21 protein-coding genes and 1 pseudogene are annotated in these 21,827 nt (G+C 44.3%); 10 read left to right on the top strand and 12 right to left on the bottom strand.

Going from position 1 to position 21,827, the window contains the following annotated elements; all coding sequences use genetic code 11:
• Positions 1 to 18: 18 nt before the first annotated feature.
• From AC2TDL_RS09765 to AC2TDL_RS09745, 5 genes are all read right to left on the bottom strand, one after another.
• On the bottom strand, positions 19 to 2,238 hold the full coding sequence (locus AC2TDL_RS09765) for a UvrD-helicase domain-containing protein (protein WP_484701122.1): 2,220 nt from the start codon (positions 2,236 to 2,238) through the stop codon (positions 19 to 21).
• 343 nt (positions 2,239 to 2,581) lie between these two features.
• Complete coding sequence (locus AC2TDL_RS09760; RefSeq protein ID WP_484700793.1) at positions 2,582 to 3,205, bottom strand: ankyrin repeat domain-containing protein; 624 nt, start codon at positions 3,203 to 3,205, stop codon at positions 2,582 to 2,584.
• A gap of 95 nt (positions 3,206 to 3,300) precedes the next feature.
• The gene (locus AC2TDL_RS09755) at positions 3,301 to 3,834 is read right to left on the bottom strand and encodes a hypothetical protein (protein ID WP_484700790.1); all 534 of its coding nucleotides are present in this window, start codon (positions 3,832 to 3,834) and stop codon (positions 3,301 to 3,303) included.
• Complete coding sequence (locus AC2TDL_RS09750) at positions 3,831 to 5,153, bottom strand: hypothetical protein (RefSeq protein ID WP_484700787.1); 1,323 nt, start codon at positions 5,151 to 5,153, stop codon at positions 3,831 to 3,833. Before AC2TDL_RS09750 ends, AC2TDL_RS09755 begins: the two co-directional genes overlap by 4 nt.
• Before the next feature lie 70 nt (positions 5,154 to 5,223).
• A complete protein-coding gene (locus AC2TDL_RS09745; RefSeq protein ID WP_484700784.1) occupies positions 5,224 to 7,038 on the bottom strand; it encodes an S-layer homology domain-containing protein in 1,815 nt (604 codons plus the stop codon).
• Positions 7,039 to 7,344: 306 nt separating this feature from the next.
• Between AC2TDL_RS09745 and AC2TDL_RS09740 the strand changes: the two genes are divergently transcribed.
• The 6 genes from AC2TDL_RS09740 (at position 7,345) to AC2TDL_RS09715 (ending at position 10,236) form a co-directional block, all read left to right on the top strand.
• Complete coding sequence (locus tag AC2TDL_RS09740) at positions 7,345 to 7,704, top strand: helix-turn-helix domain-containing protein (RefSeq protein ID WP_484700781.1); 360 nt, start codon at positions 7,345 to 7,347, stop codon at positions 7,702 to 7,704.
• Between the two features lie 264 nt (positions 7,705 to 7,968).
• The gene (locus AC2TDL_RS09735) at positions 7,969 to 8,220 is read left to right on the top strand and encodes a hypothetical protein (protein ID WP_484700778.1); all 252 of its coding nucleotides are present in this window, start codon (positions 7,969 to 7,971) and stop codon (positions 8,218 to 8,220) included.
• 7 nt (positions 8,221 to 8,227) lie between these two features.
• Positions 8,228 to 8,404, top strand: coding sequence for a hypothetical protein (locus AC2TDL_RS09730; protein ID WP_484700774.1), 177 nt, complete (start codon positions 8,228 to 8,230; stop codon positions 8,402 to 8,404).
• A gap of 66 nt (positions 8,405 to 8,470) precedes the next feature.
• On the top strand, positions 8,471 to 8,650 hold the full coding sequence (locus AC2TDL_RS09725) for a hypothetical protein (RefSeq protein WP_484700771.1): 180 nt from the start codon (positions 8,471 to 8,473) through the stop codon (positions 8,648 to 8,650).
• A 115-nt stretch (positions 8,651 to 8,765) separates the two neighbouring features.
• Positions 8,766 to 9,368: a RadC family protein gene (radC, locus tag AC2TDL_RS09720; protein ID WP_484700769.1), complete on the top strand. Its 603-nt coding sequence runs from the start codon at positions 8,766 to 8,768 to the stop codon at positions 9,366 to 9,368.
• Between the two features lie 85 nt (positions 9,369 to 9,453).
• Positions 9,454 to 10,236, top strand: coding sequence for a hypothetical protein (locus AC2TDL_RS09715; protein WP_484700766.1), 783 nt, complete (start codon positions 9,454 to 9,456; stop codon positions 10,234 to 10,236).
• Between the two features lie 366 nt (positions 10,237 to 10,602).
• Here the strand turns inward: AC2TDL_RS09715 and AC2TDL_RS09710 are convergent, their stop codons facing one another.
• Positions 10,603 to 11,658, bottom strand: coding sequence for a hypothetical protein (locus AC2TDL_RS09710; protein ID WP_484700763.1), 1,056 nt, complete (start codon positions 11,656 to 11,658; stop codon positions 10,603 to 10,605).
• A gap of 39 nt (positions 11,659 to 11,697) precedes the next feature.
• Positions 11,698 to 11,937, bottom strand: a complete 240-nt coding sequence (locus AC2TDL_RS09705; protein ID WP_484700761.1) for a hypothetical protein — start codon at positions 11,935 to 11,937, stop codon at positions 11,698 to 11,700.
• A 121-nt stretch (positions 11,938 to 12,058) separates the two neighbouring features.
• Here AC2TDL_RS09705 and AC2TDL_RS09700 point away from each other — a divergent pair, with 121 nt between their 5' ends.
• Positions 12,059 to 12,655, top strand: a complete 597-nt coding sequence (locus AC2TDL_RS09700) for a helix-turn-helix domain-containing protein (RefSeq protein WP_484700757.1) — start codon at positions 12,059 to 12,061, stop codon at positions 12,653 to 12,655.
• A pseudogene (locus tag AC2TDL_RS09695) lies at positions 12,645 to 13,685 on the top strand (recombinase family protein); the annotation flags it as partial. The gene AC2TDL_RS09700 and the pseudogene AC2TDL_RS09695, both read left to right, overlap by 11 nt.
• Positions 13,686 to 14,318: 633 nt before the next feature.
• Here AC2TDL_RS09695 and rlmH read toward each other — a convergent pair.
• Together rlmH and AC2TDL_RS09685 are read right to left on the bottom strand one after the other, a co-directional pair.
• Positions 14,319 to 14,798, bottom strand: coding sequence for a 23S rRNA (pseudouridine(1915)-N(3))-methyltransferase RlmH (gene rlmH, locus AC2TDL_RS09690; protein WP_484700755.1), 480 nt, complete (start codon positions 14,796 to 14,798; stop codon positions 14,319 to 14,321).
• On the bottom strand, positions 14,799 to 14,969 hold the full coding sequence (locus AC2TDL_RS09685) for a CxxH/CxxC protein (protein WP_484700753.1): 171 nt from the start codon (positions 14,967 to 14,969) through the stop codon (positions 14,799 to 14,801).
• A 1,132-nt stretch (positions 14,970 to 16,101) separates the two neighbouring features.
• On the opposite strand from AC2TDL_RS09685, the gene AC2TDL_RS09680 reads away from it, so the two are divergent.
• Together AC2TDL_RS09680 and nspC are read left to right on the top strand one after the other, a co-directional pair.
• Complete coding sequence (locus AC2TDL_RS09680) at positions 16,102 to 17,340, top strand: saccharopine dehydrogenase family protein (protein WP_484700748.1); 1,239 nt, start codon at positions 16,102 to 16,104, stop codon at positions 17,338 to 17,340.
• Position 17,341: 1 nt separating this feature from the next.
• A complete protein-coding gene (gene nspC, locus AC2TDL_RS09675) occupies positions 17,342 to 18,469 on the top strand; it encodes a carboxynorspermidine decarboxylase (protein WP_484700745.1) in 1,128 nt (375 codons plus the stop codon).
• 281 nt (positions 18,470 to 18,750) lie between these two features.
• Here nspC and AC2TDL_RS09670 read toward each other — a convergent pair whose 3' ends face one another.
• The 3 genes from AC2TDL_RS09670 to AC2TDL_RS09660 form a co-directional block, all read right to left on the bottom strand.
• Positions 18,751 to 20,034 (bottom strand): serine hydrolase domain-containing protein, encoded by a 1,284-nt coding sequence (locus tag AC2TDL_RS09670; RefSeq protein WP_484700741.1) that lies wholly within the window; start codon positions 20,032 to 20,034, stop codon positions 18,751 to 18,753.
• Positions 19,988 to 20,278: a hypothetical protein gene (locus AC2TDL_RS09665; protein WP_484700739.1), complete on the bottom strand. Its 291-nt coding sequence runs from the start codon at positions 20,276 to 20,278 to the stop codon at positions 19,988 to 19,990. Before AC2TDL_RS09665 ends, AC2TDL_RS09670 begins: the two co-directional genes overlap by 47 nt.
• Before the next feature lie 190 nt (positions 20,279 to 20,468).
• Positions 20,469 to 21,740: a S1C family serine protease gene (locus AC2TDL_RS09660; protein WP_484700737.1), complete on the bottom strand. Its 1,272-nt coding sequence runs from the start codon at positions 21,738 to 21,740 to the stop codon at positions 20,469 to 20,471.
• Positions 21,741 to 21,827 lie beyond the last annotated feature (87 nt).

The following is a 21,827-nucleotide window of genomic DNA, read 5'->3' as shown; positions in this document are numbered from 1 at the left end:
ATGCTGAATATTATTATTTTAATACAACACAATCACTTCCTTGCTTCCTTTTTCCATCAGCGATTTGCACAAAGGGCATTCTTTTGATGGCAATTCCGCTTCCTCATATGTTCTGATGCGTTTCCATACGTTGCACGTTTCACTAGTACAAATCCATGCATAGACGGTTTCGGTTATTGTCCTTTTGACAGAGGAAGTTCTGTTTGCCGCTGGTTGCTGTTGCTGTGCTCCTGCGCCGCTCATTGAGCGTTGGGGAAAAGCTTCCAGTATAAATCTCGATACCGCCGACTTCTTCCCTCGATAATATGCCGGCGAGCTGATAATCAACTCATCCCTGGCGCGGGTGACAGCCACGTAGGCCAATCGACGCTCCTCTTCCAGCGCAGTGATAACTTTATCGCGGCCTTTGTGCGCTGTGAACACGTCGTCCATACGCTCTGCATCAAAAATGGAACTGTGAGGCATGTTGCCTTCGGATGCTCCAATCAAGCATACTACCGGGAACTCCAGCCCTTTGGATTTGTGGATCGTCATCAATGAAACTTTGTCGTCATCTGCATCGTTGTGACGGTGATTCAACGCTTTCCGTTTTTCCGCGACTTCCCTGATAAAAGCAACAAATTCTTCAATAGACGAAAACCTTTTCGCCGATGATTCCAACTCATCCAGCGTTTCGCGCAACGTTTCCTTGTGATGCGTCAGTTTGCTACGTTTGTTCGTTTCCAGATACTGATCGTAGAACTCTCGGCGCATCTGTCGAATCGCATCCAGCGGTTTCAAAGATTTCAGCGACTTGATAAGCTTCAGCCGTTCCATGAGCTTCTCTTTCTGAAAATCCTTGAGGCCGGGAAATGACATCAGATGGATGAGCGGCCACTTCTTCTTCTGCACTGACTCCTGTTCGTGGATGAATTGCATGCCTTGTTCACGGTTGATATACAACGTCGGCAAGATTCCCTCCACTGCTTCATAATCTTTGTGGTCTAAGGAAAGACGAATATGTTCAATGAGCGGCTTGACGATCCAATGATCATAGAATGATTCCTCGCTCCCGTAATCGACAAACGGAACGCCTTCCAGGACAAACTGTTCGATGATTGCCCGGCTGTTGCTCGTTGAACGGAAGAGGACGGCGAAATCGCCGAATTTCCGCTTTCCCTGACCAGTTTGATACAGGATGTAATCCGTGATGGTTTCCGCCTCATCATCGGTATTTTTCGGACGGAGATATTGCGGAGTCGACTTGCTTTGCCTGGTCGCCTTCAGCGTTTTCTTTTTCCGCCGCGCGTTATGCCTGATAATCTCGTTGCCGAGTCCGACAATACTGCTCGTGGAGCGATAGTTGATATCCAGCGTAATCGTCTTGGCGTTCGGAAACACCTTGTCGAAGTTCAGAATAAATTCATTCCTAGCGCCATTGAATGAATAGATGGTTTGGTCATCGTCGCCGACGATCATCAAGTTGCAATGCGGATTGACTATCATCTTGATCAATTCGTACTGCACCATGTTGGTGTCCTGAAATTCATCGACCATGACATAGAGAAATCGTTTCTGCAACGCGGCCAACAGCGACGGCTTCTGTTGAAGTAGTTTGTAAGCCGTCAGCAACACATCGTCGAAGTCGATTTTGTCATGATCGGCTTTCCATTTCTCGTATTCGGTAAATATTTGCTTCAATTCTTTTTCTTCATCACTCGATTCCGGCAAGCTGTCTACGTCGACCATCTGCATTTTGTACGATGACAACAAAGACAGCAGTGACTCCGGCTGATATTCGTCCTGCAGGCCCATCTCTCGCAAAATGCGTTTGATCTGGATATGCTGATAGCGTGTTTCGCTCAAGATATCCTGTGTCACGCCATGCTTGCGAATGATTTGCAAAAAGAACGAGTGAAACGTCCGTGCCTGGATGGTTTCGGCGATGGTGTCGTTCAGGCCGGGCAATCGTGCGATTCGTTCGCGCATTTCCTCCGCCGCTTTTTTCGAGAACGTCACCAACAGAATGTTTCTCGGATCGACATTGTGGACAGCAACGAGGTAGCCTGTCCGACATACCAAAACAGAGGTTTTCCCTGATCCCGCTCCCGCAAGTGTCAGCAAAGGACCTTTGAAATGACGCACCACCTGGATTTGCGGTTCATTCAGATATATCCCCCGCTTTTCCAGCGAGCGAAAGAAAGAAGCGTCGCTTTCGGCATTGGATATCAAGTTCTTGCTTGTTTTCGTTGTGGCCATGTCCGCATTCGGTATCGTGCGGCTTCCCGCTCCGAGCGGTGTTTTATAAAATGGGTTACTCAAATGATCACCTTAAATCCAATTGGCGTAGTTCGTCTGTCACATTTGGCACCCTTAATTTTACCATAGCTTATTGAGACTTTTTCCCGAACTTTGAATTGGGAGTGATTCTTCGATATTCCGACCTCTTTCCCGCTCCTCCTTGCTAAACCGCTGAATCTGCCGGGAATCTAAACAAAAAGCAGAGCGGTTGGCACGAATCCCGCCAACTGCCCTGCATCCACTATTCATATATCCGAAAAAATCGAAAATTGTAACGAACTCAATGAAAATATCTTCCGAATTATTCTGTAACACTTGCACCCGCTTCAATCAACAATCGCAGTATTTCTTCGTTGTGTGTGATTTTTGCAAGCATTACACCCTGATTCGGATCGGCGCCAGCTTCCAGCAGATATTTCACGATCTCTACCTGATTGGTCCCTGCGGCTGTTTGCAGTCCTTGATTGATATCACCGCCGCCGTTGACAAGCAACTTCACTGCATCCAGATCGCCTTTCTCGATGGCTGAGTGCAACGCAAAAAAATCTTTCGCGGGATCGGCACCGGCGTCGATCAGCAATCGAAGGACATCAGCCGGTCGCTTGCTGTAGACAACAGCAAGGGTGAGAGGAGCCATCTCGGCTTCGCTCAGTTCGCCAAATGCATTCGGGTCTGCACCGTACTTCAACAGAAGCTTCACCATTTCGATATCGCCGTTCATCAAGGCGATGTTGAGCGGCGTCAGCGATCTGCCTTCGTATGCATCCGGGTCAGCGCCCTTCTTCAGCATACGTTCCACCGCTTTGATATCTCCTTTCTCCACGGCGGCGGCCAATCGTGTCTCTTTCGGATTGAATTCGCTGTAAACGAGAACCGTACAGACGGCAATCGCGGAGATCCATAGCAAAGCTTTTATCCATTTCATGCTGACATTACCTCATTATAATTAAGAACCGTCAAAACTCCTGATTTGATCTTCAAAGCGAATGGTCAGCGCATGCGTGAAAACCTTCTTTGAGCTTATGCCAGGTATCGAATCCACAAAAAGAGGAACAATACAATGAAACCGATCAGCGCGGCGGATAACGCCCATCTGCGGATGTTTCTGATCTGCGGCTGGCGTTTTCTGTTCATGTCCCGTATCAACTGCACCTGCTCGTACAAAAATTCGATATGCGAAGCCGTTCTTGTATGCACTCCTTTTGCCCGATCCAGTTCATCCAGTATTTCGTCCATGACTTTTACGTTTTGCGCATGATACATCGCCAGCGTCAGCACCAGTTTGATTGTCGTCTGCTGGGTCTGGGACAAGTCGCGCATCAGCGAAATCATTTCCCGGTGCGTTTGGCCGCTGACGATATCCCACATGCGTCCCAGAAATCCCCGATTCTCCAGCCTGTCCAGCCTGTATTCAATACTGGCAAGTTGAGACAGACATTCATTGACGATCGACCGCACTTGTGATTCGTCCACAAGCCGCGGATTGTTTTTGATGGTCTCCTGTACCTGCCGCTTATTTGGAATGCTCACTGCATTTGCAGGTAATTGGCTCAAGGTGATTCCTCCCCTTTCATCAGGTTGCGCATCGCATCCAGCCTGGCAAATATGCTTTCCGCCGATTCGCTGTAATCGATCCGCATGCCGTTGTCATGAACCCGCTCCAACCGGGTATAGATGTCGTCAGCCTGGAGACGGTCATTGTACAACTCGTCAACCGCAGTGACCGCTCTGGCCAATGCATGGCTGTTCATTTCGGAAATATGCGCGATATAAACCGCTCCGTTGTTTACCATTTGCACATTGGCGTGAACGGCCCCGGTCAGCTTCATGACTTCGCCGAACATACCGTCGCCATATGCTTCATCGAGCAACCGGCGAAGCGCAAAGCCGACGGTGTAGCCGATCCCCGCTCCAATCAACCCTCCGGGAATAAAGAGCGATAATCCCGCCAGCGCACTGCCTGTTACGGCTCCTTTGACGCCATCTTTGGCCAATTTCGATTTCATCTCATCGAACGTGATGTTGCCGGATTTGTACCGCAAGTATGTAATCAGCCCGGATACGGTGACGGAGATGGCCGCGCCGATGCCTGCGCCGCTGATCAATTCTCCGGCAACCGCCCCCGGAGTCATGCCGACTGCCAGTTGTCCGTTCAAAATCTTGTCGCTCAGTTCTTGTGCGGATTGCAGATTGTCCTGCAACGTTCCCATCACTTTGGTCGGATTCGGTATGCCAAGCTCATGCGCACGGTCGATCAATTCCTGCGGGCCGACAAGCACGGTTGTCGGATTGTAATGGCCGTTGTTCAGAAAGTCCTCCAGCGTCTGGTCAATGCTGTCCGCAGAACGCAATGTCTTGATCTGGTACTCGTTGACGATATCTCCTGTGAACCGGTTGATCTCAACAGCATCGATGCCGGGATTGTTGCTGATGATCCTTCCATCCGCATTGCGCGGAAAATCCGTTTTGGTAAACAAATTGCGGATGCCACCCTGCATTTCTCTGATGAAATCCACTTCCCCGGCGGCATCGCCCTGAATGCGGCTCAGCGCATTAGCGCCTGCGTTGTTGCTCATCTGTATGCGTTCGGAAAGCCAGTCCTTCAAGCCGTCGGCTGATTTGTAGGCGTCCATGTTAGGGAATTTGTCTTGCAAAGTTTGCGCGATCTTTACCTCGCGGACAAAGGCATCCGTGCCTTCGAAGACTCCCGGAATGCCTCCTGTGACAACTTCATAGGTGGGGATGGTTGTGGCTACATTGATGAAGTTGGCAATATCCCGTTTGGAAAGATTGTGCGGCAAATGTTTGATGCCGATGCCGCTCACTACATCGTGGAAATCACGGCAACGTTGGCAAAAGTATTTCCTGTTCATATCTGAACCCCCTTCGCCGCCATCTGTAAAAAGAAAGGGAGCAGATCGCTCCCCCAAAACTGGTATATACCTACAGGTTAATCCGCCGGATAGCCTTGTTGCCGTCGTCGAAAACAATGACGTTTCCGTTGCTGTCAAAGGCCATATGGCTGATTTTTGTGATCGGATTGCCGTCATTGTAGGTCAGGTCTTTTCCGTCAATAAAGGTGGTCAGTTTGCCTTCCGTCGTCAGTTCGTAGATCGTGGTGCCGCTGGATAGATAAAACTTGCCGTTTTGGACGGTTACCGAATCAAAGGTCATATTGTCAAACGATATCACGGTTTCGACTTTTCGCGGAAACAGTTGAATCCGGGTCAATCGGTTTTTGGGGTCGAATGAATTATGCCTGACGCCGCTGTCAAACACATAAATGCTGTCATCCGTGCTGATGACATCCATCGGAAATGTCGGGCGTGAGTAGCGATCATAACTGAAGGGCACCGATGTATTGTCTTTTGAAGTGCCGATCAATTCCGCTTGAGCGTTCATCTTTGCTTTGTAGATGTTGGAATTCTTGTAAACGTAATAATCATCGTCACCGCCTCTGCCGTAGATAAACTCGTTGTCATTATTGATCCGGAAGAAGGGATATTTTGTTGCCCCCGCGCTTGCAGTATCTGCAATGTAGTTTTCATAAGCCGATAATTTGACCTCGGGCGTCAACTCAAAAATTTCCGTAAAGTATTCTTCCGGTTGTTCGTATCCGGCCCGCGCATATCCAAGAAGGTACAGTCGGTTGTTTGCAAAGCTGTAAGCCAGTTTTTTGGGAACAAATTGTGTGTGGCTGATACGGGTGACATTCCCGTCTTCCGTATAGTCCCAGTCAAATGAAGCATCCACTTGCCGGATTGTACTCACAGTGCCGTTGGAAATATCGAATTTGCGTACTTTCCGGGCCCCCTCATCGAGAAAATACACATTGTTGTCCTTGTCCACGGCCAGACTGTCCACTTCGTTAATTTTCGCCGTATGTACAGGCCCGTCCACATCTCCTTGACCGGTCCCGCCAACAAGCGTATCCACGCTGAATTTCGTCCCTTGTGAAGGCTGTTGTGGTTGTGCAGGCGATTGCGGGTCAACCGGCGTTGTATCTGGCTCAGTTACCGGCGTTGTTGTGGTTGGCGCGGTTTGTTCGCCTCCTCCGACGCCTTTGTTGTCGTTGCCGTACATAAATGCACGCCAAAGCATTGCGGCGGCTTCGGCCCTGGTGATGCTGTTTTGCGGGCGGAACGTTTCATCGGGAAAGCCCGAAACAATGCCGTTCTCGACAGCGATAGCAACGTAGTCCTTTGCGCTTTCCGAAATGCCCTCGTAATCCGTGAACATCGCTTCAATGATGGAACGGTTGGCCAGACGCGCGACATCGTACCCCTTCAGCTTGACAATGGCGACGGCAATATCTTCCCGAAGCGCCGGTGCTGTCGGATTGTAGATGTACTCGCCGTTTGCCGTTCTGTATCCGGTAAGGTAGTCTTTGGCGGTCTCAATCCAGGGCGAGCTCCAGTCCGTCACCTTGACGTCGCTGAACGAAGAATAGTTGACCTTCTTCGGTTGCAGTCCAGCCGCTTTGACGATAATGGTTGCAAATTCAGCGCGGGATATCGTCCTGTCCGGGCGGAACTTATGATCCGGATAACCTTCGAACACTTTCCTGTTCACCAGGTCCGCGATGTATTTATACGCCCAATGGGTGCTCGGCAAATCGCTGAATGAAACTGTCGGCGTGTTCACCGGCATGTTCTGAAGCTCTTCGCCGTATTCAACCGGTGCCGCCAATACGGTTCCGGTTAAGCCGAATATCATGAGAATTGCCAGCAGTGCAGATGTGATTCTCTTATGCACCATTTTCATCCCTCCGTAAAGCCATGCATCTTCTTAACAAATGATCTGTGTTGCCATGGACTGAAAGAAAAATAAAAAAGACCAGGATGGGCATAATCATGATTGGCATGACTTACCCTCATGAATGGTTCACATTCATTTTTACGATGACTGAAATGTATCCCCCCTTGATGGAAATTGTTGAATCTTGGCAGATCGGCCTAAGGCAATTATACAATAAACTACACTTTTAAGTGTAGTATCACTGTCACTATATTAGGATAAAAGTCGCCTTCGCACTCTACTAAGCTGAAGTAGAGGTGATACAGAATGGAATTCAAGCAAATGGTAGGTGAACAAATCCGAAAGGTACGAAAGTTAAGAGGGATGACGCAGGAGCGTCTGGCGGAACAATCCGGTCTCAGCTTCAGTTACATAAGTGATGTTGAGCGCGGTGCACGCAATATATCGCTGGAATCGTTAGGCAAGATCATCAATGCACTGGGTGTAAAACCCGCTCAACTGTTTGAGGATATAGATGAAATCACGGACCATCCCGGGAAAGGCGAAATACATCACAAGATCGAAGACTTGATCACTTTGCTGAGCAAGCGTCAGACTGAAGAAGTGGACTTTGTTCTGACAGTAGCCCGCGAGTTTCTGAACACCATCGACCGGAAGAACCGTTGAAAATATTATTTGTACGGCAATAACCGGCACTATATGGAGGAAAAAATGATATACATTTTCCGGCGGTACCCCCATGCATAATTGAAGGAGGGGCCTGCCGTTTCATGCCCCACCCGGTTGCATAGGACTGTTGTCTGCTGATCTGGCAGATAGCAGTCCTTTTTTTGTTTTCCGGCAATCATTCGACAGCGAGGACATGCGGCAAGGTGAGAGGCTTGCCCATCACAGGATCGTCGAGCAGACATGGAAAGGAGGTGAACGTCAATGGTTGTACGCGGGGGATTGCCTGAAGAATTGCAGACGTTGCTGAAGAGGCTGGTTGCCAACGGCAATGTGCGAATCGCAGGCACGTTGCTGTACGCATGGTTCAGACGCTGTTGGGAGCTGGACGATGAGACAGCGGCCTATTTCATGCGGCGGTACTTTGAGAAGTATTTTTCAACCGGCATCTGCAATCGCATCGGAAACGTGCTGGCGCAAAGTGACCGCCGGTTCCAGACCAAAACAAGGAGGTGAGTCGGAGATGGATTATCAGGCATTCAAACGCAACAGCCAAAAGGAATATCTCGGTTTCTGCGAGCTGAAAGGCTTTGTGTACAGCGTTCGGATCGACAACGACAAATACGCTGTTGTTGCCGTGAAGAACGGAAAGGTTGAGGTTTTGATCACGTACCGCGTGAAGTGCAAAGTATCCGTCTAGTCATTGCTCGATACGGGCGATGGATGGACGGATTTTTTATTACCACGCGAAGGAGGTGACCTGAACATGGACCGTCTGCAAAAGCTTCAGGAGCAGAAACAATTCTGGCTGTCGGTGAAACGCACGATGGACAAGGATGCCCCGATGCATACAGAGGAAGGCATGCAGTATGCCCGCGTACTCACGAAACTGGTGCTCATTGAACTGGAGATCGAACAGATCGAAAAAGAAAAAGCCGCCCGGTAACCGGAGCGACTAACAAAAATCATCTTGTTCTCATCTTATCTCAACCCTATCTAAATACGCAAGAGGGAGGCCGGCCACGGTTTCCCTCTTTTGCATGTTCAGGAGGTACGAAACGATGAATCATTATGAAACCATCAAAAGCCTGTTTGCACAAACATTGGCCGAGCGCCCTGATTCCTATATTGTGGAGGAACTTTTCACCCGCTTCCCGTCGATTGCAGACCTGATGACGGTTACTGAACAGGAATTGATGCAGATCAAGGGCATCGGCAAGGTGCGTGCAAAACAGATTCTGGCCGCGCTGGAACTGGCGAAGAAACTGAATGCGCCTGCTGAAGCGCCGTACATCATCCGCTCACCCCGCGATGTTGCTCAATTGCTGATTCCGGAAATGCGGTATTTGCAAGTAGAGCACTTTGTCGCGCTATTTCTCAATTCAAAGAACGGTGTTATCGCAAAAGAAACGCTCTCTATCGGCAGTTTGAACGCTTCGATTGTCCATCCGAGAGAGGTGTTCAAAGCGGCCATCAAACGGAGCAGTGCTTCGATCATTGTGGCCCACAATCATCCGAGCGGCAATCCGATCCCGTCTTCCGAAGACATCCAGATTACAAAGCGGCTTGTGGAGAGCGGAAACATCATCGGAATCGACGTTCTTGATCACATCGTCATCGGCGGCAATCAGTTCTACAGCCTTAAAGAACAAGGCTTGATCTAACACATTCCATGCGGCGTGGTATTTCCGGTCCATGCAAATCGGCGATACCACGCCTCTTATATCAATACACAGGAGGATATCGCTTATGATCATACATGCATTGCAATATTCGCCGAATCACAGTGTTGATTCAGAGTCACAGGGATTTATGCCGACGATGCTTGCCGTTCATACATCGAGACCCGAAGATTGCATTGGCGCGGCGGCATATGGCGATGAACCGTTGGTCTGCACTTCTGTCTTGACCGGTGCCCGCTTCCAAATCCGGCTTATGCAGAGATTAAACCGCGATCAGCAGATTCGCTTTGCGTACTTTGCTCAAGCTGTGCAGATGGGATGCGGCTGGAATACGGCAGTCTTTGCAGAACTCTCAACCACGCCATCATGCAGTTTTCTCATTGATCATCAGCGGCGAATGCTGTTCGTCGATGTTAAAGTGCTTGGTCAAAGCCATGAGGATGTACTGAACCTGTCAAGCCATATTGCTGAATACCTGAAAAGCGTCTTTGGCGGCCAAAATCCGGGCTTTGGAAGCTTCTATGCTTCCGGCAGTGCGGCAAGACTGTTCATCGGCCAAACGGCCTCAGTTGACCTGTTGCTTGACCTGGAGAATGGACTTAGATTTCCGGCGTTTGTTGCATTGTCTTCCGACGAAATGACTGTGCATGTAGCTACAGCCGGAGACGAAATCTACATCCGGTCGGCGGTGTGGCGGCTGTTTCACAAAACATTCGAACCATTGCCGTGCTATTCGCACCAAATCAACGTAGTATCAGATGCAGATTCATACATCATTCCTCTGCCGATGCAATTGGCATACATGCTTCCCAGAGTATCGAAACTGACCTTTCACGTATATGCAATTTGAGATTGCATGCAATACAACGTACCTGCCTTTAACGGGAAGATGGGCCGCTCGCTCCGCTCGCGGCCCTCGTTGCCGTATAGATTCTAACAAACCACCCCCACTGCCCCCTGAGGGGGCCCGCAGGAGCTGTCGCCCCTGCACTCCCTCACCTCGCCGGTGAGGCGAGCCCCAGCTAACGCTGTGGCCTAATTTTAGGGTTGGCGATTATAGACGCTCGTCAAGGCTGAAACAAGCTCGGCTTCGCCTCGGCCTTGACGGCTTACTTTTCACTTTTGTTGAAGCCGAAGTGCGGGGCTTCCGATTATCCGTTTCTGATTTTGTTCTATTCTTTATTCGACTGAAATGCTATAATTCCAATTAGGCTTTTCATTTGGTCGTTTTACCTGCGTGCCCGCTGGTGGAACGACTCTTTTTGTTTTTGAATGAGTTTTTGTGAACTTTGAGCGGCGGAAGACTAATGTCTGAGAAGAGAATTTCATCCATCCCGAGAATTTCCTTCAGTTTGTTGTAGTTGTCGTAATATGAAGTTCGAGAATATTTCTGTTTACAATACTCCTTTCCATTCAGGTGCAGTTCAGTAAGAAACGCTATCAACATGCTCTTTGTCCTGACATTATGGTTTGTACTGTTGATGGTATCAATCATTGTTTTCATCGACGATTGCTTGATCGGCGTCGAAAGACCCAATGATCTGAGCTCATCTTGAAGCGTTTTAATTGCAAACGAAGGAGTCAGAAGGTCTTTAGCCAGCCTTCCACGGTTTTGCTTTCTCATCTCATAGCTGGATAGTTCAATTTCAAAGCGCAGAATACCTTCTGCTTCTTGTAAATGCTTGTTCTTGTTTGGGCCAGTTCCCCGTTCTTTTACCTCGGCCTGCTTATCGTAGAATTTGCATACCCTTTTGTTTTTTTTCGACTTACTCTGAAATACTACGGACTCCAAATTGTTGCTGTCGGCGGCGGTGTAGGGTATAGTTTTATATCTTCCAGGCCTTTTCATGCTAGACAACAGTCTCAAATAATGCTGTAAGTGCGGCCCAACATCGAAGTTTTTGCAGAAATGCAGTTTTTCTACCTCCCACTCATCGTAATGCGGCACTTGTGAAAGCGGCACCGCCAATGTCTCTGCTACATACCGTCTCAGTTTCTTCATCGCCGGTTTAATATCGACCTGTTTCACTTCATATACGTTGCTTCCGTACAAAAAGCGCGGCAGAGACAACTCTACTTTCAACCATGCACGATTCATATCATCTTCCCTAAAGGAATAGATGATTCGCGGCTGAGTGTCATCTTGTGTATTGAATAACTCGCATCTAACCATGTTGTTTTTCAGCCTTTTTCTGATATCCGTCCATGAGATATTATCAATTTGTTCTTCTGTAAGAATGAGCTTAATGTCAAACTTCACAGTATCTATCATGATCTCTGCTCCTTTCTGTCCGCAGTCCCGAACAGTTTTTCACCTATTAGTTGCTAGTGAGAGGTTCATTGCTTCCTCTCCTTGAGAAACCTCATTTTCCCGCTTCAACTCGCCAGAATTATCTCTTTTTTGGTGCAAATAATGGTCTACAATCTTCGACAGCTTGGATACAAAGTTTCGTTCCGCAAGTCGTTGTTCCTGTAGTATTTCATACGGATAAACTTCATCAGGAACAATCGCTGTATCCTTATCAATGAGCTGGAACGGCGTACGTTTCATAGTCATCACCCCTACCATATGTAAAATAAAATATTTACGTTGCTTGATTATTATATTTACCACAGATATTTTTTGTTGTAAATATTTTATTTTACGATTATACTATTTATGAGGTGAGTTTATGAACATAGCAGACTTATTCAAGTCAATGCGAAAAAAGAAAGAATTAAGTTACCGGGAACTTTCCGAGATGACTGGTGTATCACACACTTACATCCGCGATATCGAAAACGGCAAATATGCACCTTCGTTCGAGAATGCAGAGAAATTAGCCAAGGCTCTTGATATTGACATGGAGCAAATCATTATCCTGACTTATCAGGCCCAATTCCGGCAAATCTTGCTCGATCTCATTTCTGCATGCCACAAGTATCAAGTTAAGATTCATTATGATGAGTGGTTAAAGAAAAGCTTGCCGTTACAACCATTGAGCAGGGACGATACGTCCATTCATGATTTCGCGGTAAAAACATTAAACCAACTGCATTTAATAAATGATCCGGTTGAATTACGGGAACGAATCAACTTGATGAATTGGCTTTCTTCTACTGCTTATGACCGGCAAATGTACGATTTATTTTCGGAACTTATGGTTTTTATCCGCATATATTTTGAACATTTTGGTTCTCAGGCCGCCATGAAAAAAATCGAACCGTTCCTGATCGAATTGAAGACCGAAATTTTGGAGGAACCGAGGAGGAAGAAGGATGACAATTAGAAAGACAGCGGCCTTATACGCTCGTGTGAGCACGGAAGAGCAGGCAACGGAAGGGTACAGTATTCAGGCTCAACTCTCCGAAATTGAAAAGTACGCTGAACTTCACAATATCGAAATTGTAGCCAGATATATTGACGAAGGAGCCAGCGGCAAAAGCATAGAAGGCCGTCCCCAGATGAAACAACTGCTCAAAGATGTAAGAGACAAAAAATATGATGTCATCATGGTCTATAAAATTGACCGTCTGGCTCGAAAGTTAAAAGATGCATTGGAGATCAGTGAAACCTTTGAAAACAATAACGCCAAACTTATCAGTTTAAGAGAAAATGTCGATACTACAACACCTGCTGGGCGAACCATGTTTCAAATGATGTGTTCCTTTGCAGAACTTGAAAGAAACACAATTGTTGAACGCGCGAAACTGGGTATGACCCAGCGCGCAAAACAGGGAAAGTACAACGGCGGTATCGTTTTAGGTTACGATGCCGTAAACAAAGAGCTTTTTATCAACGAAGAGGAAGCCAAAATTGTCCGCACGATCTTCGATTATGCAGAGCAAGGAATGGGATTAAAGGCGATTACACGCCGCATTAACGAAATGGGTTACCGGACCAAAAAGAATAATCTGTTCAATGTCCTTGGCGTCAAAAACATCTTGACCAACCCGATTTACATTGGAAAGATCAGATTCAATCAATTGGAAAATTGGGCGGAGAAGCGGCGAAAAGGGAAAAATGAAGAATATATATTGGCCGATGGTACTCATGACCCGATTATTTCGCTTGAACAGTGGGAAAATGTTCAGCGAATCATGAAGAAGCGTTCATATAAGCCTGTACGTTCTCACACTCCATTTATTCTTGCAGGATTGCTACGATGCCCTAAATGCGGATATGGTATGGTTGCGGGCCGTTCTAAAGGTTCATCTGGTCAAACCTACCGCTATTACAATTGCGGACAACACCACAACAAAGGAAAAGCCGCTTGCAGTCCTCACGGAATTCGCGCTGACGTAGCTGAGCAACAGGTTTTTGATGAGCTGTCCCGAATCGTTACAAATGATTTTTTGCTACACAAACTGGTGGAAAAGATCAATTCGGACAGACTTCACGCTGAGAAACCACTTCTTGAAGAGAAAAACTTCCTCGAAAGCAAAATTGCAAAAACGCAGAAAAAACTTGATAACCTCAAGGAGAAAATCCTGACGGATACCGAGCTTTTAGATATGTTCAAGCCTAATCTGATCGCACTCCAGGACGAACTTAAAGCCCTCTATAAACAACGTGAGGAATTGCTCATCAAAATCGACAACCAGCAATTGGAACCAGTTGACTTTGACTCATTGAAAAAACTGCTTTCAGACTTCTACAATGTGCTGATGAGCGTCGAGCCTGATGAACAAAAATCGCTTCTCCGGTTGATCATCAAAGATATTCAGATTACAAAAGATGCCCCCAGGAAAGTCGGACGGCGAGTGACTCAGATCAATCTGCTGTTTGATTTCACAATTGATGCTCTCCAGTCCGACTCCTATGAATTGTTGAGAAGGATTTACGATATTGATTTTATCCACTTCGATCCGCGCTGGCTGGATGATGTTAACCCATCAAATTTTCATAAAACCATGCTAGGGGAGGTGATGAACTCCCATAATATTTTACCATTAGCGATGATACGGTTCACCCCGATTAATCTTCACCGCTCGATAGACCTGCTCGACGAGCACGAGCCGCATCAATTGGTGAGGAAAGGTAATGCGGCCAAAGCTGAGCTTTTGGTTAGACCGCTTCAACACTTCGGACGACAGCCCATTGCTGCCGCCGATTACAAACACAATATGACTTTTACCATAGGTAGTAAGCTTGTCCAGCTGCGAAGCTAACTCCTCGCTCGACCAAAGCTCGCCGTCAATGGCCATCGCAATTACATGAGCATCCGGCTTAATTTGCGCCAAAATTCTCTCACCCTCACGCACCTTGACTTGCTCTTCCTCAGCAGCGCTCATCGTTTCAGGTGCCTTTTCATCTGGTAGCTCAGTAATCGTTAGCTTAATATATGGAGCCAAGCGCTTTGCGTACTCAGCTATCCCCATCGTAAGATATTTTTCCTTAAGCTTACCAACCGCAATGATCTGAATATGCATCTATACCACCAGCACTTCAGCCGCGGCCTTTTCGCACAAATCACATTTACGTGGAGGATCCCAATTAGCAAATTCTGTTTCCTTCAAGTCCACCATATCTGGTGCATCCTCAAATTCATCAACAAATCGTTCAATCGCTTGTTCAATACATTCTTTACATACACAATACATAGATTATCTTCCTTTATCCAAAGTTCTTGTCTTATTGTTAGCATACCATAATTATAAGGCCGATGCTGTATGAAAGCTCATACTTAATCCAATAATCCATCTGATAAACCCCAACTTCCTGCACCATTGTTAGTATTGCTTTTAGTATGTATCACTTTATTCATTTCATCACGTCTTTCCTTCATTTATCATTTTCAAGCTCACAAAAAAATGATTGTTAAAATCTTCACACTTTTTTCATTAGCTACATACATATAACACTACCTCCTATTAGTCGCTGTATGTCTTACTAAAACACTGCGTATTTCTTGTAAAAAGCGTGACTACCACTACGGAATACAGTCTATTTTTATAGAAGAGCTAACTCATTTTTCTATCTGTTACTTTTTAAAGTCAGCTATTGTAGCAAAGAATCAATGAAATAGATACTCTTCAATTGGTAAAATGACTATATTCGATTAGGCATTAGTAAAGGTAATATAATTAGTTCACTTTATGCTGATACGTTGTTCTAAAACCTTGCCGAAACAACTTTTCTCACTTTTCCAAAAAAATTTTTAAAAAATTTTTAAAATACCTCTTCCCATTTTCGCAGTTTATGCTAATATAGGAGGGTAGGTAATGGAGAAAGCTAATATGTATTCAATATATCTGGATCATGGAAGCAGATAATTTTTGACCACATCGTTAAGATGTTAAGGCCATACGGACAGCCGGGTCAAATGCCGATTGGCAACTTTTGGTTGCCTTATTGATTGAGTTAAAAGCTCAAATTTTATAAGTTGGTTACTTTACAACCAGTGCATTCGCACATCAACTTGTGAAACGGTCAATAAGAGTGGTAAAAGTAATTATTTGCTATATAGACTCTGATCCCTTAAAATGATATGTTCCGAATATTAAAGAGCCTTCTTACGTAAGTAAGACCATTACTTTAATGGCATGTTTGATTGAGCTTTTTAATTAGTGATTATATCAAAAGCAAGTGTGGTGCGCGACAATGCGTATTTGCACTTGCTTTTTTTGTTTGCTCAATAGATAAAGCAATTAAGGCAAGTGAACCATACGCGGATCCGGAAGATTTAGATTTCTTTGTTACTATAATAAATCAAATAAAGGTGGGAGTAGATCAATGAGCAAAGCGCTAATTATCGGTTGCGGTGGTGTAGCTTCAGTAGCCATCCACAAATGTGTTCAAAACAGTGAAGTATTTAAAGAGATTTGTATTGCAAGCCGTACAAAATCTAAATGTGATGCTTTAAAAGCAAAACTAGATGGCGGTAAAACAAAAATTACTACAGCACAGGTAGATGCTAATAACGTTGAAGAGCTAATTGCTCTAATCGAAGAAGTTAAACCTGATATTGTCATGAATCTGGCCCTGCCTTATCAGGATCTTACGATTATGGAAGCTTGCTTAGCTACCAAAACACATTACTTAGACACAGCTAACTATGAACCAGAAGATACTGCGAAATTTGAATATAAATGGCAATGGGAATACCGTGAGCGTTTCGAAAAAGCAGGTATTACTGCGCTTCTAGGAAGCGGCTTTGACCCTGGTGTAACTGGCGTATTCTCTGCATATGCCCTAAAACATCATTTTGATGAAATCGAATATATTGACATTCTAGATTGCAATGGCGGCGATCATGGCTATCCATTTGCAACAAACTTCAACCCTGAAATTAATATCCGTGAAGTATCTGCAAACGGTAGATATTGGGAAAATGGTCAATGGATCGAAACAAAACCAATGGAAATTAAACGAGTTTACAACTTCCCAGAGGTTGGCGAAAAAGATATGTACTTGCTATACCATGAGGAACTTGAATCACTTGCTAAAAATATTCCTGGTCTAAAACGTATTCGCTTCTTCATGACTTTTGGACAAAGCTACCTTACTCATTTGAAAGTGCTTGAAAACGTTGGTATGACATCCATTGAACCAATTGAATTTGAAGGAAAACAAATTGTTCCACTTCAATTCTTGAAAGCAGTGTTGCCAGATCCAGCATCCCTTGGACCTCGTACTGTTGGTAAAACAAATATCGGCTGTATTTTCCAAGGTAAGAAAAATGGAGAATCTAAAACATACTATCTATACAATGTTTGCGACCATCAAGAGTGCTATAAAGAGGTTGGTTCTCAAGCAATCTCTTACACAACTGGCGTTCCTGCGATGATTGGTGCAGCTATGATTCTAACTGGCAAATGGAATAAACCAGGCGTTTGGAATATCGAAGAATTTGATCCAGATCCATTCATGGAAGAATTGAATAAATGGGGACTACCATGGAAAGAAGACTTTAATCCAGTTCTAGTTGACAGTGAGCAAGAATCAGCAAAACAACCGGAGTTGGTTCGCTAAGATGCGCTTTGAAGATTTGCCTTCTCCATGTTTTGTAGTCGACGTTGAACTTCTGGAAAAAAATCTTAAGATCTTAAATGGTGTTATGAAGCGCACAGGAGCAAAAATTATCCTTGCGCAAAAGGCGTTCTCAATGACGACTATGTATCCATTGATCGGTCAATATTTGGACGGTACAACTGCTAGCGGCTTGTTTGAGGCACGCCTTGGATATGAGGAAATGGGCAAAGAAAACCATGTCTTTGCCCCTGCATATCGTGAAGATGAAATTGATGAAATTATTTCAATTTGCGATCATATTATCTTTAATTCCTTTTCTCAGCTAGAAAAGTTTAAGAATAAAGCTCTGCAAGCAGGCAAAAAAGTAGGTTTGCGCATTAATCCAGAATGCTCTACGCAAATTGGTCATGAAATTTATGATCCATGCTCACCTGGCTCTCGTTTTGGTGCTAAGGCTGATCAAATGCGCGCTGATTTACTAGAAGGTGTTTCTGGATTACACTTCCATACATTATGTCAGCAAAACTCCGATGATTTGCTTACAACATTAAATGCTGTTGAAGAAAAATTCGGTCAGTGGTTGCCTCAGATGGAATGGATTAACTTCGGCGGAGGACACCATATTACGCGCGAGGATTATGATATTGCAACTCTTGAAGCTTGCATTAAAAGAATGCAAGATAAATACGGTTTGCAAGTGTATCTTGAACCAGGTGAGGCCGTTGCGCTTAATGCTGGTTACCTTGTAACTTCTGTGCTTGATATTCATGAAAATGGAGTTCAAATCGCAATTCTTGATACTTCTGCAACTTGTCATATGCCAGATGTATTGGAAATGCCTTATCGTCCTCCACTTTTCGGTTCAGGAGAACCAGGAGAGAAACCATATACTTATCGCCTTGGCGGGCAAACTTGCCTTACTGGTGATGTCATTGGTGACTACTCCTTTGACCAGCCTTTGAAAAGCGGAGATCGATTAGTATTTGGTGATATGGCGATTTATTCAATGGTCAAAACCAATACATTTAACGGCATGCCGCTTCCTGCAATCGCAGTTAAACATAAAGACGGTCATTGCGAAGTGGTACGTCAATTTGGCTACGATGACTTTAAGGTGAGACTCGCTTAAGCTAACGTATAGTGATTTATTTAGCTAATGATTGCTTTACTATAAAGCTGTATTGTAATCTTGCAGCCAGACCCTCTCCCATATTTATATTGGGAAAGGGTCTTTTTTATTAGCTTTTATTCTATATTTTCCTTTATTTTATTCTAAATATCTTTGCTTGAAGAATCTCCATTGCTTCAGAAATATAGGCAAACAAAAGCTGGAGAAGATTACCGCTATTTTCGAGCGATTACACACTGAAATCTCCCAGCCAGCAATTATTACAGTATTAATTTGTATACTTAACTCTGAGCATTTAAAACATCCTTATTCCTGCTACGTAAAAAAGTTAAATAATAGCCTATACTGTGTATAATAACGGCCACAACAGTCAATAGACTGATTAAAATCAAGGAATAGCCAAGATCAGGCTGATATAATACAATTACCGACAATGGTGACTGAACAAAATAAGGTAAGCCAATCAGTAAAATGACGATAACTCCAAGCTTTACTATAGTTGGTATTATCAATAGCTTAAGTAAATGACGCTTAGCAACACGTCTTGTTTTGCGAATACGATAATCAACATAAAATTGAAGGATAGCTACAGCTATAAGAGTTAAAATGATTATATTATACAAGACTTGCGGGGATTCACTGCCAGCCACTATTGGCTCATATGACTCATTCTGAATCATTTCAACAATATTATCAAATATTTGATATACAACTTGTGAGTAGAGCAATGCACTATTAGCATTTGTCAATAAAACGATTCCCCAATCGGTACCGTTGGCATTAACAATGCCCATCTCCGAATGAAAATGCTCAATATCACCCGGGTGATATTTAATCTTTCTTTCCGGATCAATATACCATCCCATACCATATGCTTCTGAATTATCCACACTAACAATCGGATTAAATAGCTGTGATACTGCATATTGGGTTACCACAGAATTTTCATCTGTTAAGGTAGCCGCTTTTATATGCGCCCTTAAATACTTTAGCATATCTTCAGCAGAGGATATTACGTAACCAGTTGCAACATCATTTGCATAGTAAAATGTTGGTGTATATATTGCCTTGCCAAACCAAAAACGGTACCCTTCTGCAAGTCCATGTGCCTTTGCTTGCTCATAGTTAGTAAAACTATTTGTCATTTGTAATGGTGTAAAAATATTTTCCACAAAATAGTCGTTTAATGATTGATTCGCGACACTTTCTACTATCCATCCCAGCAACGTATAATTTAAATTAGAATAGGCAAATTGTTCTCCAGGTTTAGCTGCTAGTTGCAGCTTTTTATGATTTAAAAATCGCTCTGCAAGGGAATAGTCTGTTCTGTCGGCAAGATCTTTTATGCCATCCGCTTCTGTAAAACCACTCCTTTGATTTAATAAATGACGTACTGTGATAAGCTCAGAATGCTTAATTTTCTCTGAAGGAAATGTTGGAAGATATGACGCGATAGGAGCATCTAAATTTATAAATCCTTGCTCTGCTAATTGTAATATTGCTAATGCAGTAAAAGACTTACTTACGGAAGCTAAAATAAATGATTTGTGGAGTAACTGGCTCATTATTTCGATTTGCAATACCATAACCTTTTAACATAATGATTTCATCATTTTTTACGATTCCAAAGGCTAGACCTGGAATATTAGATTCTGCCATTTCAGCTTGCAGGTACTGATCGATTTTGTTAACTATGAATTGATCCTCAGGCAGCAAGGCAGACTCGGCAATTGCAGTGTAGCTAGTATAAGAAAAAGCAGCTACTACAACTGTAAGTACACTAAAGAGTAATCGTCGAAAATATGACAATAGTTTGTCCCCCCTCTAGTATAATGAAAAATTCATATATGTGTTGAGGAATTGCTAGTAAATAAACAAAGCAGCCCGTACAGCAATATCACTAAAGATGTAAAACTGCACTAGCTGCTTATTTATTTCAAGTTACTTTTTGATTAACAATCATTGATTATTGCAGGCTTAAATGTCCTAATTGATCGCTCTATTTCAATGCGTCAGGCTTATTTTCGCCTAATATTACAGTTGTTTTCATTTGCTCCTTACCGCGATAAAAATGAACAACAATTTCATCGCCAATTTGCTTATGACTATATAAGTATTTGCGCAAATCTCGCATGCTTGTCACTTTCGTATCATCTAACTTAACGATAACATCATCGTTCATTAGGCCTGCTGCCTCGGCTGGTCCTGACGTTTCCGTCACCATAATCCCTTCATAAACTTCCTTAGGTAAATCTAATGTGGAGTCTTTCTTTAATCCCTCATCTGCTTCAAGCTGTTGACGGCTCCAATATTGCTGCAGGTCTAGGCCTGCTACACCAAGAAACACGCGAGAAACATAACCTTTTTTGATTAATTCCTCCACGACAGGCATTACATTGTTAATCGGAATCGCATAACCGATGCTTTCTACACCAAAGTTGCTCACCTTCATGCTATTAATACCGACAACCTGACCGTTCAAATTGACTAAAGGTCCACCGCTATTTCCTTGATTAATCGCTGCATCAACACGAATTACTTCTTGTTCCCAATCCAGCACCCCATTCTGACTCAGCGACACAGGTACCGTTTCACGTGTGACACTCACTACACCAAATGTAATGGACTCACCCATACCAAGCGGATTTCCCATTGCAATTATAAACTCTGCCGCTCTTAACTTAGAGGAGTCTCCGATTTGAGCAGCTGCTTCAATCCCTTTTGCGTTAATTTTAAGTACTGCTAAATCGGTAATTTGGTCCATTCCTATAATCTGAGCTTCACGCTTCTCACCAGTCGTTAATACTGCCTGAACCCGATGTGCAGAATTTACTACATGATAATTGGTTACGATATATGCGTCATCTCCATCTTTGCGTATAATGACGCCTGAACCAACGCCTGCTTCTCGATATACCCCGCTTTGCTCACTGTCTGGCTCAAGCACGCCACCCTTTAGCTCCAAGGAAAACTTTTGCTCATTAATAATGCTTACTACTGCGGGACGAATCATGTCGCTAGCTTGCACCGCGCGTGCAGAAAGGTCATAGTTAGATAGCTGTTTAGACGAAGGGGAGATACCGCCAACGAGAAAATACAGAGTAACCATAACAATTACCGTTGCTATAACTGATGTTAAAACAAGTTTTACTTCTCTAGACTTTACTAGACGTCCTAGCCCTCTGCCTCTACGCTGTTTTAGTCTAAAAGGATCTCTCAGCGCTTTACGAGATACTTTAGAAGAATAAAAATCATCATCAAACAAGCTCATATTGCGCACTCCCCTCCGATTTTGCTAACCAATTACAAAAAATAGGAATGTTTTTGTGAGATTAGACTACAATAGTAATAATGTACA

It is taken from the genome of Paenibacillus sp. plas6 (genome assembly GCF_057221655.1).
Note: the sequence above shows the minus strand (reverse complement) of the source record. Positions and strands in the feature narration are given on the sequence as shown.

Excerpts from the sequence above, each read along its gene's own strand:
- AC2TDL_RS09765 (WP_484701122.1), bottom strand. The coding sequence starts at position 2,238 with ATGGCCACAACGAAAACAAGCAAGAACTTGATATCCAATGCCGAAAGC.
- AC2TDL_RS09760 (WP_484700793.1), bottom strand. The coding sequence starts at position 3,205 with ATGAAATGGATAAAAGCTTTGCTATGGATCTCCGCGATTGCCGTCTGT.
- AC2TDL_RS09750 (WP_484700787.1), bottom strand. The coding sequence starts at position 5,153 with ATGAACAGGAAATACTTTTGCCAACGTTGCCGTGATTTCCACGATGTA.
- AC2TDL_RS09745 (WP_484700784.1), bottom strand. The coding sequence starts at position 7,038 with ATGGTGCATAAGAGAATCACATCTGCACTGCTGGCAATTCTCATGATA.
- AC2TDL_RS09740 (WP_484700781.1), top strand. The coding sequence starts at position 7,345 with ATGGAATTCAAGCAAATGGTAGGTGAACAAATCCGAAAGGTACGAAAG.
- AC2TDL_RS09735 (WP_484700778.1), top strand. The coding sequence starts at position 7,969 with ATGGTTGTACGCGGGGGATTGCCTGAAGAATTGCAGACGTTGCTGAAG.
- AC2TDL_RS09730 (WP_484700774.1), top strand. The coding sequence starts at position 8,228 with ATGGATTATCAGGCATTCAAACGCAACAGCCAAAAGGAATATCTCGGT.
- AC2TDL_RS09725 (WP_484700771.1), top strand. The coding sequence starts at position 8,471 with ATGGACCGTCTGCAAAAGCTTCAGGAGCAGAAACAATTCTGGCTGTCG.
- radC (WP_484700769.1), top strand. The coding sequence starts at position 8,766 with ATGAATCATTATGAAACCATCAAAAGCCTGTTTGCACAAACATTGGCC.
- AC2TDL_RS09715 (WP_484700766.1), top strand. The coding sequence starts at position 9,454 with ATGATCATACATGCATTGCAATATTCGCCGAATCACAGTGTTGATTCA.
- AC2TDL_RS09710 (WP_484700763.1), bottom strand. The coding sequence starts at position 11,658 with ATGATAGATACTGTGAAGTTTGACATTAAGCTCATTCTTACAGAAGAA.
- AC2TDL_RS09705 (WP_484700761.1), bottom strand. The coding sequence starts at position 11,937 with ATGAAACGTACGCCGTTCCAGCTCATTGATAAGGATACAGCGATTGTT.
- AC2TDL_RS09700 (WP_484700757.1), top strand. The coding sequence starts at position 12,059 with ATGAACATAGCAGACTTATTCAAGTCAATGCGAAAAAAGAAAGAATTA.
- rlmH (WP_484700755.1), bottom strand. The coding sequence starts at position 14,798 with ATGCATATTCAGATCATTGCGGTTGGTAAGCTTAAGGAAAAATATCTT.
- AC2TDL_RS09685 (WP_484700753.1), bottom strand. The coding sequence starts at position 14,969 with ATGTATTGTGTATGTAAAGAATGTATTGAACAAGCGATTGAACGATTT.
- AC2TDL_RS09680 (WP_484700748.1), top strand. The coding sequence starts at position 16,102 with ATGAGCAAAGCGCTAATTATCGGTTGCGGTGGTGTAGCTTCAGTAGCC.
- nspC (WP_484700745.1), top strand. The coding sequence starts at position 17,342 with ATGCGCTTTGAAGATTTGCCTTCTCCATGTTTTGTAGTCGACGTTGAA.
- AC2TDL_RS09670 (WP_484700741.1), bottom strand. The coding sequence starts at position 20,034 with ATGAGCCAGTTACTCCACAAATCATTTATTTTAGCTTCCGTAAGTAAG.
- AC2TDL_RS09660 (WP_484700737.1), bottom strand. The coding sequence starts at position 21,740 with ATGAGCTTGTTTGATGATGATTTTTATTCTTCTAAAGTATCTCGTAAA.